The sequence below is a fragment of the Endozoicomonas sp. Z74 genome, assembly GCF_057680865.1.
Genome location: NZ_JBLYZI010000075.1, coordinates 12,259 through 28,136, shown reverse-complemented (window position 1 = coordinate 28,136; position 15,878 = coordinate 12,259). Strand labels below are relative to the sequence as shown.

13 protein-coding genes are annotated in these 15,878 nt (G+C 52.1%); 6 read left to right on the top strand and 7 right to left on the bottom strand.

Annotated elements, in window-relative coordinates; genetic code table 11:
* Positions 1–98: 98 nt before the first annotated feature.
* From ACNRUY_RS18665 to ACNRUY_RS18650, 4 genes are all read right to left on the bottom strand, one after another.
* A complete protein-coding gene (locus tag ACNRUY_RS18665) occupies positions 99–224 on the bottom strand; it encodes a hypothetical protein (protein WP_488113166.1) in 126 nt (41 codons plus the stop codon).
* Between the two features lie 979 nt (positions 225–1,203).
* Positions 1,204–1,719 carry a hypothetical protein gene (locus ACNRUY_RS18660; RefSeq protein WP_488113164.1) on the bottom strand — a complete coding sequence of 172 codons (516 nt, stop codon included), beginning with the start codon at positions 1,717–1,719 and terminating at the stop codon, positions 1,204–1,206.
* 311 nt (positions 1,720–2,030) lie between these two features.
* Positions 2,031–2,276, bottom strand: coding sequence for a hypothetical protein (locus ACNRUY_RS18655; protein WP_488113163.1), 246 nt, complete (start codon positions 2,274–2,276; stop codon positions 2,031–2,033).
* A gap of 160 nt (positions 2,277–2,436) precedes the next feature.
* On the bottom strand, positions 2,437–2,865 hold the full coding sequence (locus ACNRUY_RS18650) for a secondary thiamine-phosphate synthase enzyme YjbQ (RefSeq protein ID WP_488113165.1): 429 nt from the start codon (positions 2,863–2,865) through the stop codon (positions 2,437–2,439).
* Positions 2,866–2,954: 89 nt separating this feature from the next.
* Between ACNRUY_RS18650 and ACNRUY_RS18645 the strand changes: the two genes are divergently transcribed.
* On the top strand, positions 2,955–3,437 hold the full coding sequence (locus ACNRUY_RS18645; protein ID WP_488113162.1) for a hypothetical protein: 483 nt from the start codon (positions 2,955–2,957) through the stop codon (positions 3,435–3,437).
* On the opposite strand, the gene ACNRUY_RS18640 is transcribed toward ACNRUY_RS18645, so the two are convergent.
* From ACNRUY_RS18640 to ACNRUY_RS18630, 3 genes are all read right to left on the bottom strand, one after another.
* Positions 3,425–6,475: an efflux RND transporter permease subunit gene (locus ACNRUY_RS18640; protein WP_488113161.1), complete on the bottom strand. Its 3,051-nt coding sequence runs from the start codon at positions 6,473–6,475 to the stop codon at positions 3,425–3,427. The genes ACNRUY_RS18645 and ACNRUY_RS18640 overlap by 13 nt on opposite strands.
* Before the next feature lie 10 nt (positions 6,476–6,485).
* Positions 6,486–7,646 carry an efflux RND transporter periplasmic adaptor subunit gene (locus ACNRUY_RS18635; RefSeq protein ID WP_488113160.1) on the bottom strand — a complete coding sequence of 387 codons (1,161 nt, stop codon included), beginning with the start codon at positions 7,644–7,646 and terminating at the stop codon, positions 6,486–6,488.
* A gap of 127 nt (positions 7,647–7,773) precedes the next feature.
* Positions 7,774–8,802, bottom strand: a complete 1,029-nt coding sequence (locus ACNRUY_RS18630; protein WP_488113159.1) for an AraC family transcriptional regulator — start codon at positions 8,800–8,802, stop codon at positions 7,774–7,776.
* Positions 8,803–8,969: 167 nt separating this feature from the next.
* Here ACNRUY_RS18630 and ACNRUY_RS18625 point away from each other — a divergent pair, with 167 nt between their 5' ends.
* Genes ACNRUY_RS18625 through ACNRUY_RS18605 form a run of 5 tightly spaced genes read left to right on the top strand, consistent with a single transcriptional unit; the run spans position 8,970 to position 15,801 of the window.
* On the top strand, positions 8,970–9,506 hold the full coding sequence (locus ACNRUY_RS18625; protein ID WP_488113158.1) for a cupin domain-containing protein: 537 nt from the start codon (positions 8,970–8,972) through the stop codon (positions 9,504–9,506).
* Between the two features lie 54 nt (positions 9,507–9,560).
* Positions 9,561–10,718 (top strand): alpha/beta fold hydrolase, encoded by a 1,158-nt coding sequence (locus ACNRUY_RS18620; RefSeq protein WP_488113157.1) that lies wholly within the window; start codon positions 9,561–9,563, stop codon positions 10,716–10,718.
* 57 nt (positions 10,719–10,775) lie between these two features.
* Entirely contained in the window at positions 10,776–12,656 is a 1,881-nt protein-coding gene (locus ACNRUY_RS18615) for an acyl-CoA synthetase (protein ID WP_488113156.1), read from the top strand.
* Between the two features lie 60 nt (positions 12,657–12,716).
* Positions 12,717–14,438, top strand: a complete 1,722-nt coding sequence (locus ACNRUY_RS18610) for a DUF1302 domain-containing protein (RefSeq protein WP_488113155.1) — start codon at positions 12,717–12,719, stop codon at positions 14,436–14,438.
* 10 nt (positions 14,439–14,448) lie between these two features.
* On the top strand, positions 14,449–15,801 hold the full coding sequence (locus ACNRUY_RS18605) for a DUF1329 domain-containing protein (protein ID WP_488113154.1): 1,353 nt from the start codon (positions 14,449–14,451) through the stop codon (positions 15,799–15,801).
* Positions 15,802–15,878: the final 77 nt, after the last annotated feature.

The window sequence follows — 15,878 nt, the reverse complement described above, 5'->3', positions numbered from 1 at the left end:
TTATCAGTGAGCGAGGAGAATTTGGAAAACAGGGCTTTTGCAGACATCGAAAGACAGGAAAAACCCTGATTATACAGGCTGTTTCTTGATGGCGCTGTTCAATTGGTGATCATGTTTTTGCCCTGATACTCCCTGCGAAACCACTCTGAAACAAATAAACAGAATCCCGCAGCCCAATGTTTTGTATATATAGGGTTAAGGGATAAATGACTATTTTGTCTCAGAAGTGTTTCTAACTACCTATATTCTTCGGGAGAGACTTGGTAACTGTAAAGGGGCTTTCGACTCGCAGGCCCTTGAAAGTAAGCTCTAGTGAATAGAAACTCACTCAACCAGGTTTTCATGGGGTTGTTCATTGACATTTATAACTAATTCCATAAGTAGCTTTGGTGATGAGTTATCTGGCCAAATTCCTTTGAAAAATCGAGCTTTCGTGCTAAAAAAACCAGTTCCACCGTCAACTGACCAATTTGGCGATAAAGGTTGTCGACCTCAGTCTGATGGCCTTTCCCCTGTTTATCCCACTTGGTGTCAAACAGTTCGGAAGCTCTATTCAGCAGTAGTCACTTTCAGGTACTGACCATGGTTGGGTGTATCTGGAAACGGGCAGCAATTTCTGCGGTAGTCTGGTCGCCTTTGATGACCGCAAGGGCAACTTTGGATTTGAAGCTGGAACCGCAATGTTTGCGTTTTTTGCTGGGGCTTTCATGATTTTTCCCTGGCGGTTAGCCTGATCTCCTGGTCGCAAGCACGCTACCGCCCGGAGGTTATACCACTATACTTTTATTGACAGCGGGGAGCAGGTGCCTCGGTAGCTCAGAGTTGGGATTCTCGTGCAGCTAACCATTATACTTTTGTGGAAGGGGCAGCGGTAGTCTTGGGAAGGTGCGATGATCAGGTGGGTAACAGCACTGTTCACGACAAAAAAACAGTAGTAAGGCATCGTTATCCACCACGTTGAGGATTTGTTTTGGCGGCGGCCAGTGCGAGCCGATCATAAATAGCGAAACCCACAAGGTCTTTTTCCAGTGTACCTCCTGTGATTGCCGGACCGACTGGTTTGATGAGGTGGTTCTGGCCGTCGAACAGCCGGCCGAACGCCGGAAAGCTGTGGATGGGGATCGAGAAAGCCGCGCATAAGAATGATTATGTTAGATCAATGCCTGGGCTGCCATTGCCTTTTATGGCCACAGACCGGTTCGGTCAGTCCTCCATCACAACGCCCAGGTACTGGCGCCAGAACCGGCCAATGTCCTGCATGAAGTATTCCTGGTCCGCCCTGATTTTTTCATATGGAACCCAAGTACTTGTGATGGCCAGGTTACACCCTGGATTACAGATGAAATACAGGTCGGCGAGTAAGGGGAGTTGGCAGGTTTCAGGCTGGTCCTGATCGGCCTCCCGCAGAAGGAAGATGCCGTTGGGTGTAGGGATGCATGGGCTTTTCATGCCAATTTCCAGTGGAACCAGAGCCCGTCCACCAGGCAGGCACTCCCCCTCCCAAAGCTTGTCGATATCGCCCGACTTGAATAAGTCCCGGCCAAACTCAATGATTGTGAACGCCTGCAATGATTGGGGGCATAACACTTCTTTCATTACATCGTGAAAACCGGTGATGGCTTGCCGTCGGAAAAATATCCTGGCAAGGGCATGATGACTGATGTTGCAGATGGGGAAAATGGTCGGAAACAGGTGATTACCTTCAACATCGGGACTCATTGACCACAGGCGCAATCACTTGGGTGAAACCCGTTCGAAGAAATAATAAATACCGAAGACATCAATTATCTTGTTTTCTGCACTGGTTATATCACCTGAAAATTGCTCCTCGGCTTTGGCATCCTGCGTCGCCTTTATGCCTTTAGGCCCTTTGGGTCCTGTGGGTACTACCTCCCACATCCCTGTGGTCGTGCATTTTCAGGATACAGGCCATCCATGTCCATATACTGACAACCGCTCGTGCGTTGCCAGCATACACTACATCCCTGTAGATAAAAAAACCCCGGGGGATCCGGGGTTTCAAGGTTAAGTCAAATAGGTCGGTTGCCGTATTCACCAGAAGGTTTTTTCGGCGGGTCCGCAGTCACATTGGATTGAATCTCTTCAATCTCGCCGCCATTTTTCAGAAATTCTTCAATCTGGGCATTCAAGCTGGCTCTCAGCTTCTTTCGTGACTCCACCGTCCGCTCCTCGGCAGGCTCATCACGACTTCCTAAAAAGCCGATATCAACACCATCAAAACCAGCAGCAGCTTTACTTGGCTTTCTCCGTGCCATAGCTATGTCCTCTAGTTACTGGTTATTGGAACTCCTGCTCCAATAGATTGTAATTTTACTTCATTACCGATTGTTATAGTTATAGTCCAGCATTTGTGAAACGCCAGTTCGGTTTTACCCTCCTTATAAGTGATGTTCTGTTAATACCTGAAATTTATAATTACTGATAACCTTCACCTTGTAAAGTGATGATTATATTTCGGCTACCTCCCTGATCCCTGTGCTCTCCAAGCCAGATCCCCTGCCAGGTTCCCAGAGCCAGACATCCACCCCTTATCGGAATCATTACATCGGCACCAAACAGGCTGGATTTAATATGGGCTGGCATATCATCCCGGCCCTCCAGGATATGCAGATAATATTCCTCGTCTTCCGGGATACTTCGACTGCAAAAGGCTTCCATATCATGGCGCACATCCGGGTCGGCATTTTCATTCAGGGTCAATGAAGCCGACGTATGTTGCATAAAAAGATGGCAGAGACCGGTTTTGAATTGCGCCAGTTCAGTCAACTCACGCTCAATGTGTCCGGTAATCAAATGAAACCCCCGCCGGAATGGGGGAAGCGTTATTTTTTTCTGTAACCACATCATTAAACCCTCCGGATCATCAGCCGATAGCACTGTTTACCATCAATGCAGCTCCTGAGTGGAAGCATACGACTGGAATACAGATTGCGGTGAAGATTCTTCAAAGCCTCTATCTTAGCAGCATGACTCTGCTAGCCGGTGCTGCGGTCTCATCAGAGGCACCGCTTAACCCCGGTGGCTGCTCATTTGCACAGATGCAGGCTTTCTATATGAAAGAACTGGGCATCAGTGATCGTGTACAGATCAAACATATCCGACGGCGCATGCCTGAACCCAATATGCAGGGGTACACCAAACCACTGGGTGGAAGCCGCTATCTGGTAGCCCTGGCCGATGCCCTGGAACCCAGTGAAATAAGAGTCACCCTGGCCCATGAACTGGTTCATGTCCGCCAGCTGGAACAGGGCCAGATAAAAAAAGCCGAGTTTAAAAAACACTATATGGAACGCAGTTTTGAGGACGAAGCCTTTCGGCTCAGTATTCCACTGGCAATCCGGTTTTACACCGGGCACCAGTGTCAGAAAGCCAAAAGTCGCAGAAAGCACGTAGATAAACCCTTTCACAAGCGCTGAGCAATCGGATCTACCTCTCTTTCAGCGATACCCTCTTCACTCCCAAGCCAGAGATACACGCAGGGAAGCACAAACAGCGTAAAAAAAGTGCCAATCAACATACCCGCCACCAGGATAATGCCGATACTGTTTCTGGCTTCAGCACCGGCTCCGGTTACCAGCACCAGGGGAAAGTGCCCAAGTACCGTTGCAGCAGTGGTCATCAACACGGGCCTGAGACGAATCCTGGCGGATTCACTGATGGCCTCTATTTTGCTGCGCCCCTGCCGCTGAAGCTCATTGGCAAACTCAGTGATCAGAATGCCATTCTTGGCAACCAGAGCTACCAGGGTTACAAAACCAATCTGGGCATAAATATTAATGGTCGTCAGCCCAAGAAAACTGAACAGCAGCCCTCCTGCCAGGGCCAGGGGAACCGAACCGGCGAGAACCACTAATGGGGATCGAAAACTGTTGAACTGCACTGCCAGAAGCAGGTAAACAATGCCCAGGGCGGTCAGCAGGACAGAAAACATACTGCTGCCTTCCTTGCGAAGCTGCCTGGAAACACCACCATAATCCACTATATAAGTCGCCGGAAGAATATCCTGTGCGGCCTTTTCCAGAGTGGTCAGAGCCTGATCATTGGTGACTCCCGGTAAAACGCCCCCCAGGATATGAAACGAACGCTGCTGGTTGAACTTGCCAAGCACCCTCGGACTGGTCTTTTTTTCCAGATGGGCAACGGCCCGGACCGGTATCAATGCTCCAGACGGGGCTCGCAGTTGAAGATCCAGCAGTTTTTCCGGGTGATGCCGGGCATCAGAAACCACCATTGGAATCACCCGGTAGGCTTTACCGCCGGCATTAAAACGATTGATATCCTGCTCAGAAATCAGAACACTCAACTGATCACTGACATCGCTAATACTCATGCCAAGATCGGCAATACGATCATGGTCAAGCTTTAAACGAACCTCTGGCAGGTTGATCTGCAGATCGGTGTTTACAAACATAAACTGACCGCTCTGGTACGCCGTTTGAATCAAACGGCGTGCATAAACTTCCATGACTTCATAATCATCAGGCGCCTGAACCACCAGTTCCACATCAAACTGGCCCGCCGTAGGCAGGGAAGGAAACAGTATTGGAAAAACCCTCAAGCCGGTAACAGTGGAGAGCTTCTCGTACACCGATGGCAACAGTTCATGGACGGTTTCATTGCGCTGGGCGTAATCCACAAACTCAATCCCCCCAAATCCGGCTGCCGGGCTGATCACCTGCCATATCAGTTCAATCCCGGGAATGCCTGCCACCGCATCAATGACCCGATCCATGTAATGATCGGTGTAGGCCAGCGAAGCCTCAGGGGTCGACTCCACAATCACCATGATGCTGCCCTGATCTTCTGCGGGTGCCAGTTCCCGGGCGGAAAAAAGATACAGGGGCAGAATCAGCAGGGATAAAAACAGCGCCAGAAAAAGGACCTGCCTCCGCCACTGAAAAATAACAGACAATGAACGCCCGTAAATGCCCCTTAACCGGTCAAAAGCCCGGTTGACCCAGGTCGTCAGCCTGCTTTCCGAACCCCGTTCAGCACACACATAAGCACTCATGACCGGGGACAGGGTAATGGCGACTACACCGGAAATCAGCACCGCAACCGACAGGGTAAACGCAAACTCACGAAACAGACTGCCTGTGAGGCCGGACACAAACCCTATGGGAGCATACACGGCGGCCAGCGTCAGGGTCATGGCGACAATGGGTTTAAGCAGCTCCCTGGAGCTGATCAATGCCGCCTCCAACCGGGTTCGCCCTTCACGCATATGGCGGGCAACGTTCTCCACCACGACAATGGCATCATCCACCACCAGCCCAACAGACAGGACAATCGCCAGAACCGTCAGAAGGTTCAGGGAAAAACCCACCAGCCACATAATTGCAACGGTACCCAAAAGAGAAATCGGTATTGTCACCAGTGGTACCAGAGCCGTGCGGAAAGCGCCCATTAAAGCCAGAACCACCAGCCCCACCAGCACAATGGTTTCCCCCAGAGTGATGAAAATTTCCTTCAGAGCCTGGCGCATGTAGGCTGTGCCATCGTAACTGATTTCAACTTCCATTCCTTCAGGCAGCGTCGCGTTGATTCTGTCCAGCCGGCGATAGACTTCATCCCCAATAGCGATCTCATTGGCACCGGGCATAGGCCAGACAGAAATGAAGACCGTGGTCTTTTTATTGAGCCGCGCTGACACCTCTCCCCGGTCCTCCCCCAGCTCCACATCCGCTATGTCCCCAAGACGGATCAATGCCCCATCTTTTTTAAAGAGCGTCATCTGCAGAAAGTCGCCGGGGGTTTGCAATGTGGCATTACTCAGCAGATTAATCTGCTGCTGGTGATCTTCTGTCTTGCCTATTCTGGCAATGACATTATTAGCCTGCAGGGCAGACAGCACCTCATCCGCCCCCAAATTAAAGGCCGCCATTCGCACGGGATCAATCCATACCCGCATGGCCGGACTCCGTCCCCCCTCAAGCCCTACCCTTTGAACGCCCGTAATGGATGTCAGCAGGGGAGTTACATTCCGCTCCAGGTAATCGGTGAGCTGCGCCCTGCTCCAATGGTCGTTTCTGACATTGAGGTAAAAGACAGCCGCCGGCCGATCGGTACGCTCCACCGAAACCGATGGATCCTCAACCCCCTCCGGCAGTTCATTACGCACCTGATCCAGCCTTGCAGTCAGTTCAGCCAGGGCGGCGGTGCTGTCTTCATTCAGCTCCAGCCAGACTCTGACAGAACTGACACCTGCGGTGGTATTGGAATCCACATAATCCACGCCGGGGATGGTCATGGCGACCCGCTCAACAGGCTCTGTCACAAACCCCTGCACCAGCTCAGCAGAAGAACCTGGATAGTTCGTGGTAATCACCAGGGAAGAGCTCTCAATTTCCGGAAATTGAAGCACCGGTATTTTCAGGGAGGCCAGCGCCCCACAGAGCAATAGCACCAGGGAGATGACCAGGGACAACACCGGACGCCTGACAAAAATATCCATGACCACCCCCTCAGTGTCCGGTTTCAGCGGCTGTTTTTGTTCTGACAGAGGTGTTCGGGGCTGGCTCCAGCGTTACCCCCTCCGGTTCCCGGGTGTATACCAGCATGCCCGGCTTTAACTTGAAGGCTCCAGCGCCTGCCATCCGGTCTCCTTCAGAAAGGCCGGAACTCACGGTCACCAGATTCCCCTGCTTTGGTCCGGTCGCGATATCCTGGCGCCGGGCCCTGTATGTCCCCTCCTTTTCTCCCTCAAGAAGAAGATAAACATAGGGTCCCAGGGTGTCGTATTGAACAGACAGGGAGGGAACCGCAACAACCGGTCTGGATTCAGCAACCGGCACCTTCACTTCCATCACCGCGTTGTGCATAAACAGCAGGCTGTCAGTGGACAGCATGGCACGGTAACGTCGGCTTCTGGACAGAGAAGAGATCGTCGCTTCACGGGCAACCACCTCCCCGGGGAAAAAACGCTCATGGCGGTTACTGGCATATTGCACCAGTAGGGCCTCAACCGGATCCCCTTTGCTGAGATGGCTGTAAAACTGGGGCAGGCTGAAATCAACCCAGACATACCCTGTTGATCCGACTACAGTGGTTATCAGAGCATTGCTTTGGAGAAAATTACCCGCTTCCAGCTGGTGAAGACCGACTACCCCATCGAAAGGCGCCTTGATGGTTTTTTTATCAATGGTGCTGTTCAACACCTCAATTTCTGAAGTAATCACCTGAAGCTCAGCCCTGGCTTCATCCAGCTGCGCCTGGCTGGCGGCATTGGTTTTAATCAGGTTACTCTGTCGTTCATAAGCCAGCTTTGCCAGCTCTTCCCGGGCCCTGGCGGACCGAAGCCGGGCCTCCTCTTCACTGATATCCAGCTGCACAATCACCTGCCCCTTTGCCACCCTTGCACCGGACTTGGTATTGACAGCGGCAATGCGTCCAGACAATTCATTGGTCAGCTCCACACGTTTTGGAGCCACCGCTTCACCGGTAACATTAACCACAGGCGTGTATTCAATCTGTCTGGCCACCTGCAGTTCAACCGTCTCAGAGTGCTCAGGAAATGACTCAGCGAAAGCAATGGCTGAACGAATCTGTAGAACCTTGAACGATGCCAGTGCAGCGGTAACCACCAGACAAACGACAAGCGTTATACTCCAGCGACGGATATTCATAGCGCCCTCAATCAAAAAGAGTGGTTCTGGAAAACCAGCGATTTTTTGTCACTTATTATATGTATTCTGGGAAAAACCGGGGCTAACCACCCTGTTTTTCGAAACAGTCCTTCAACGCACTATACCATTAGCTCTCTGGCTCCAGGCATCTTTTTGGTTCTCTCTCTTTGCGCCATGATGACGGAGGAACGCCATAGTGCTTTTTAAACGCCGAGGAAAAGACACTGACATCCCGATAACAGAGCATGTCCGCCAACTGAGACAAAGGCATATCAGAGCTCCTCAGATAAAACTCAGCCTTTTCAAACCGGACTTCATCCAGAAGTTCCTGAAAGCTCACCCCCAGGCGCTTTAAGCGAGCCTGGAAAGTGCGTCTCTGGAAAGGAAAAAACTTAACCGTTTCATCCACCGAGCAAACACCCAGTTCAAGATTTTTTAAAATTACCCTTTTCACTTCATCAAGAAAATCAGCGGTTTCTTCGTCTTTAAGTCGTGACAGCTGAAATTTAATTTCCTCATGAAGGTAGGCATCACTGCCATTCAAAGCCAACTTCAAATCATCAGACTGGAATACAATGCCATTGAAGTCACTGTTGAATCGAACCGGCACCTGAAAAAAACGCTCATAAAAACGCCGATCCGGCGGCACAGCAAAAGTAAAACTGATAGAAGACGGATGCCAATTATTCTGTGAAACCAGCTGACAGATTCGCCAGGTCATCGCCAGGCTCATCTGGATGGCCTGGGTCGAACAGGAAGCCTTCACGCTGTCAAAGTGATTGGTAATAAAGGCGGTTGGCCCTTCACAATGAAGCTCCCGGCGAATCCCCCGGGCATGCAGCGCAAGGTACTTATTCAACTCCCGAATGGCGGTTCCCAGGTCTGGAGCCGACCGGACCAGAAGCCCAAGCATCCCCAGCTGCTGTAAACCTGCCCGCTCCCCCAGAAGCAACCCGAGATGAAAGCACCCGGTATCCCTGGACGAGACTTCCAGCAAGTCGATAAAGGCGGTGTGTGACACCCTGGCATCAGGATCATTAAGCACTTCCGGGTTCAATTGAGCTTTTGTCATTAACTCAGAAGGTATGCCACCCAGCTCTTCCACAACCTCAGAATAATGGTTCAGCACGGCACTTCTAATGTGAAATGTGGTCATAAAAGCAGCAACCCGGTACTTCATAAGATGGCTTGCACAAAATCTAAAATACAGTGCACAAATTGTAAAGCAGTCTGCTTTCACACCGAATACTCTGAATTAAACCGGTATAGCCAAACGGTTCATAAAAAGAACAAGACAGTTTCATCCAAACAAGAGCATAAAAAATGATTCGTCAACTTGTCACAGGACTGGATACCTCCGGAAATGCCATTTTCCTGGAAGATCACCCGGTCACGCCCGTTGAAGTTGCCATGATGCCCGGCTTCAAAACCTATGAGCTATGGTCAACATCAGGTCCTCGAACCGTGCCCCACTCAGGCCCCATTCCAGGAGTACCGGACTATTTCCCCCAGGGGGATGGCACTGTCTTCAGGATGATTGAGTTCCCCCCTCTTCCTGAAGATGGGAGCTCAGGCATTCACATGAACGAGTCGGCAGCGGCGGAGCTTTCCCGGAAACTGCCCGGGGTTCTAGAGCACCTGGAAACCGAAAACCCGGGCATGCACACCACAGACTCTATTGACTATGGCATCGTTCTCAAAGGAGAGATCTGTCTGGAGCTTGATAATGGCGAGGAAAGACTGCTTAAACCAGGTGACTGCGTCATTCAAAATGGCACCCGCCACGCCTGGAGAAACCGCTCTTCCGAACCGGTACTGATGGCTTTTATCCTGCTTGGCGCTTCAAGGAATAACACCTGACCGTAAGCGTTTATCCACCGCCTTCGTTAACCATAACAATAAAGTGAAGATGCCATGAAGATCAGTCAGCCCGTCGGCTATCGCAACTTTCACCCGGATGAAAACTTCAATTTCCAACTGAACCGCTGGTTGCCCTACCTCCCGGAGACGGAACTGTTTGAGGCGGCCAACCAGATCACTGACTTTGACAGCTGGAAAACGGTGATGCTCGATTATGCCAGGACAGCCGAAGCCGCAGGAAAAACCCTGAACAGTGCTTTTTATTACCGCGCTGCAGAGTTCTTTATGGCAAGTCATGACCAGGACAAACCGGAAGCCTATGAAAAGTTTATTGACCGGTTCTATGAATGGGCAGCGGATATCCCCCTCCGGCGGGTTCAGGTTCCCTATGAACAAGCCTACCTGCCAGCCATTGAAATAAACCCGGAAGGGGAAGCCTGGGATACTCTGGTGATTCACGGAGGGTTTGACTCTTTCATGGAAGAGCTGCTTCCGCAGTTTCTTGAATTCGTCGAACAAGGCGTCAGAGTCATTCTTTTTGAAGGGCCAGGGCAGGGAAAAGTGTTAACACAGTTGGGTATTCCGATGACGCCTCAATGGGAAAAACCGGTTTCTGCCATTCTTGACCATTTCCAGCTGGACAGCTGCTCTTTACTGGGCATCTCTCTCGGGGGATTTCTGGCCACCCGGGCTGCTGCCTTTGAACCCAGAATCCACAGGGTCATTGCCGATGATGTTATGGAGGACTTTTTTGGTTGCCTGGCCAACCGCATCGGTACCACCAAAGCCAGAAAGCTCAGCCTCCTGCTGAAATTAAGGCTGAAACCCGTCGTTAACTTTTTCCTGAATGCCACCGCCCAGTCTGACCCTTTGACCGCCTGGGCTGCCAGCCATGGTATGAACGTCAGTGGTACGAAGTCTCCCTATGACTACCTGAAATGGACACAACAGTTTCATACCGGTCCCTTTTCCCACTGCCTGACGCAGGATTACCTTCTACTGGCAGCCCGCTCCGACCACCTGGTGCCCATCAAACAGTTTCACCAGCAGGCCAAAACCCTGACCAATGTCCGCTCATTTACCGGCCGGATTTTTACCCACCACGAACACGCCGGCAATCACTGCCAGGTTGGGAACCTGGGTAAAGCATCCCACTTCATGCTGTCCTGGTTGAGTTCTGTACAACCCGAACATAAAGCCACGGCCAGTTAATCTCTTTTTTGCCGGCATCACCGATTTTTGTGGTGAACAACACCAGGGAACGGAGCTATGTTTTCTGCTAAAACAACTGTGAGACAGCTGCAGGATATCAACACCCTTGAGGATGTCCCCCTTGAACAGCAGCTGCCCTTTCACAACACCTATGAGCTGCTCACCTGGGCTGCTGAAACATACCAAAACCAGGAAGCTCTGCGCTTTCTTCCGTCCGTAGACCCCAATGGCCCGATCGAGACTTACAGCTATATTGAGCTGTTTCATAAAATCACTCAGACCGCCAACCTGTTTCTGTCCCTGACCCAGGACTTACCCAGAGTTTCTTTTCTGTTGCCCAATCTTCCTGAAACCCATTTCACCCTCTGGGGGGCAGAAGCATCCGGTGTCGTTAATGCCCTGAACCCAATGCTGGAAGCAGACACCCTGGCCTCTTTGATGAACCAGGCGGGTAGTGAGGTGCTGGTCACCACCGGGCCATCAACCAACACCGGGCAATGGCGCAAAGTGATGCAGCTGTCACGGCAGGTAAGCAACCTCTCGCACATTGTGATTGTCGGCCCGGAGGAGCAGCATTCCGAACTGAGCCTGCCCCCGGAAATCCAGGTCCACAACTTTCACCGGGCAATCGCCAGCCAGGAACCCAACAGCCTGCTTCGCCCACGAAACATCAAGGGAAGTGATATCGCCTCCTGTTTCCATACCGGCGGTACCACTGGCACCCCAAAAATTGCCCGGCATACTCACTTCAACGAAGTCGCCAATGCCTGGTCTGCAGCCCTGATGATGCCCGGCAAACCGGGAGATGTCTGTCTTGTGGGGCTCCCTCTGTTTCATGTTAACGCGGTCATCGGCACAGGCCTGTCTTCTTTTCTCAAGGGGCACACGGTAGTGCTCGCCACCCCCGGGGGTTATCGAACCCCAGGACTGATCGACAACTTCTGGGCATTGGTTGAAAAGCACAGGGCCACTGTTTTTTCATGCGTGCCCACCATTCTCTCTTCTTTGCTGAATGTGCCTGTTGATGGCAGAGATATCCGCTCTCTGGAGTTTGCGATTTGTGGTGCAGCCCCCCTATCCCGGTATTTGCTGACCTGCTTTGAAACCGAGACCGGAGCAAGAGTGCTTGAAGGCTATGGCCTGACGGAAGCTGGCTGTGTCAGCACTCTCAACCCTCCTGCAGGAGAAAGAAAGCCCGGCTCCATTGGCATTCGCCTCCCTTTTCAGCAACTGCGCATTGCCCACATCAGCCAGCAAAATGCCATTGCGGCCGATTGCGCTGTTAATGAAACCGGTACTTTGCTGGTTAAAGGGCCTAATGTCTTCCCTGGCTACCTTCAGTCCAGAAACAACCAGGGCGTGCTATTGGAAGATGGCTGGCTCAACACCGGAGATCTGGCCCGTATTGATGAACAGGGCTATGTCTGGCTCACGGGAAGGGCCAAAGATCTGATCATCCGGGGAGGCCATAACATTGACCCTGGGTTGATCGAAGAAGCTCTGATCAAACATCCCGCAGTCACCGGTGTTGCTGCCGTTGGACAACCCGATGCCTATGCCGGTGAGCTGCCCTGCGCCTACCTGACCCTTAAACAGGGAGAACAGCCCTCTGTGGAGGCCTTGATCCAGTTTGCCAGGGACCAGATTCAGGAGCGGGCCGCCTGCCCGGTGTACCTTGAAGTGATTCAACAGCTCCCCTTGACGGCGGTGGGAAAACCGTTCAAACCGGCACTTCGCTGTAAAGCCGCTCACAGGGTACTCGCTGAAGCGCTGCAAAAGCAGGGAATCAAGGCAGACCTTCAAATCCACCAGGATCAGCGGAGGGGCATGGTGGCCATCATCAAGACGACTTCTGACCCAGAGCGGGTAGAGCAAATTGCTGGCAAGTTCGCCCTTGCCCTTGAGATCGAAACAACCCGTGAGCCCATAACCCGGTAAAACCTTGCAATCAACAAATGCCCATAGCCAAAGAAAAATAATAAAAGAGAGAGCCAAAACATGCATGAATCATCGGGCCTGCGATTATCCGCCCTGTCCGCAGCCATCCTTCTTTCACTGACGGGAGCTTCCCACGGAATAGAGTTTTCCCATGGAGAGCTTGAGGGCAGTTTTAACTCCCACCTGTCCATAGGAGCCAGCTGGTCCACAGAGGGTGCCGACTACACGCTGGTCGGCGGAGGCAATGGCGGCAGTGGGGAAAGCACGACAACCGACGATGGTCGGCTGAACTTTAAAAAAGGGGAAACGTTTTCCGAGACCATCAAGGGGGTTCATGATCTGTCTCTGTCATACCGGAACTACGGCCTGTTTGTCAGGGGGAAATACTGGTACGACCGGCGCCTGAAAGACTCAACCGTTCAACGGGGCCACCTGGCAACGGGTTACAGCTCCGGCGGGGTTAAACTCAATGACGGGCAATTTGACCGGCTCCAGAAATTTTCCGGTGCCGCCCTTCTGGATGCATACGTCCACAGCGACTTTGAAATTGACAACGCCCCTCTTGAAGTCAGACTGGGGAAACAGGTGGTCAGCTGGGGGGAAAGCACCTTTATCCAGGGCGGAATCAACAGCATCAACCCGGTTGACGTGAACGCCTTCCGACGGCCCGGAGCGGAAATAAAAGAAGGCCTTCTGCCGGTCAATATGATCTATGCCAACCTGGGAATGACCGACAACCTGACCCTGGAGGCCTTCTATCAGCTCACCTGGCAGGCAACCGTCTTCGATGGTGGCGGAACCTTCTTTGCGGGCTCTGACATTATTACGGACGCCGACTACAGCCTGATTACCGTTTCCGGTGACACACTGTCGGAATCCCAGGCCATTGCCATGGGTGCTTACGTGGCCAGGAGTGCGGATGCTACCCCGGATAACGATGGCCAGTATGGTATTGCCGCCAGAATCTTTGCACCGGCTCTGAATGAAACAGAATTCGGGCTTTACTATCTGAAATACCATAGCCGCACACCCATTCTATCAACCAACGGCGCTGCCAATGCCCCAACGGTGCTCCCAGGCCCGACCATCATGCCGGACTTTGCCAGTTCCAGCTATTTCCTGGAATACCCGGAAGCCATTGAGCTGTATGGAATCAGTTTTAATACGTCCTACGGCGCCTACTCCTTCTCGGGAGAAGTGAGTTATCGCCCAAACCAGCCGGTTCAGGAAAACTCCACCAACCTGCTGTCGAAATCCCTGGGGCTTGAGGGCGGAGCCCGTTACCTGAACCAGACCAATACTGGCTATGACCGGCTTCCGGTAACTCAGGCCCAGCTGACGGCAGGCCGGTTTCTGGACCAGGTGCTGGGTGCCTCAAGAATGACTCTGATTGCAGAGCTGGGTTATTCCCATACCGGCAATCTGGATCAGAATGAGAAATTCTACGGACGCTCACCTCTATTCGGTAATGCCACAGACAGCAACCAGGAGGGCACTTATACCTCCGACGCCTGGGGCTACCGGCTCAGCACCTCACTCAGTTACAGCAATGTTTTTGCCGGTATCAATCTGACGCCGAATGTCGCTTATGCCATGGACGTGAAAGGGTATTCCAGCAACGGTATTTTTGTGGAAGACCGGCAGGCCCTGAGCCTGGGGCTGACAGCGGATTACCTCAGTACCTATACCGCCAGTCTTTCATTTACCTCATTCTGGGGAGGCCAGTACAACACCGGGAAGGACCGGGATTTTGCCTCAATCAGCGTTGGTGTCAGCTTCTAGGAGAATAAAAATGAAACCCATAATGTATTTCACTGCTGCCCTGGCTATTCTGCTGTCCAGTTTCTCAAGCCTGGCCAAAGTAACACCCGAGCAGGCCCTCAGCCTGGGCCGGGAACTGACTCCCATGGGAGCGGAGAAAGCAGGCAACAGCGCGGGCAGCATTCCTGCATGGACCGGTAAGCCGGTGACCACTCAGACGCCTGATGGTCATTACATCAACCCTTATGCTGAAGAAAAACCGCTGTTCACCATCACTGCCCGTAATATGGAACAATATCAGGAGCAGCTGTCCCCGGGTTTACAGGCAATGCTGAAGATGTACCCGGACACTTACCGGATACCGGTTTATCCCAGCCATCGACCTGTCGCCTATTCACAGACGGTGTATGACAAGGCCGCCCGAAACGCAACCACCGCAACTCTGGCTGACGGGGGGAATGGCGTATTGAACTTTGATGAATTAACGCCTTTTCCCATTCCCGGTAATGGCCTGGAAGTGGTATGGAATCATCTGACCCGCTATCGGGGCGGAGCTTTTGAATCCTATACCACCCATGCTGTGGTCCAGGCCAACGGCGCATTCACTCCGGTAAGAATGCACGATGTCTGGGTTGCGCCGGTCGGGCTGGAGGAAGGGTTTGATCCTGAAAAAGACGACAATATCCTCTTCTATTTCATGCGTCGGGCCGTCTCTCCTGCAAGAATGACCGGAAATATACTGCTGCTCCACGAAACCATGGATCAGGTTAAAGAAGCCCGTCGGGCCTGGGCCTACTTTTCCGGTCAACGACGGGTGAGAAGAGCTCCCGCTTCCACTTATGACGCCCCGGGATTTGCCTCAGAAGGGACACGCACCTCTGACAACTTTGACATGTTCAATGGAGCCCCGGACCGTTATGAGTGGAGGTTGCTGGGCAAAAAAGAGATGTACATTCCCTACAATGCCTATCAACTGGCCTCAAAAAACCTGAGCTACAAAGAGCTGATCAAAAAAGGGCATATAGACCAGCAACATACACGTTACGAACTGCACCGGGTATGGCAGGTGGAGGCGGTTCTGAAAGACAACACCCGTCATATTTACGATCGCCGTGTGCTGTATATTGATGAAGACTCCTGGCAGATTGTTCTGGCAGACCACTTTGATGGTAAAGGCGCCCTCTGGAGAACCGCTGAAGGGCACCTGACCTACCAGAGCAATCAGCAACTGACCAATATGGCTGCGGAGGTCCTCTATGACCTGCAAAGCGGTCGCTACATTGCCATGAGCCTTACCAACGAAGAGTCCAGCCCCATCAACTACGCCTTCACCGCCAGCCGGAGATCCTTTACCCCTTCGGCGCTCAGAAGAGCAGGAAGGTGAGGTAACCCTTTACTCACTTCCAAAAAAGGCTCCTTGAGGAGCCTGTTCCTGCTGTATTAAAACAGGGTTAAGGTTTC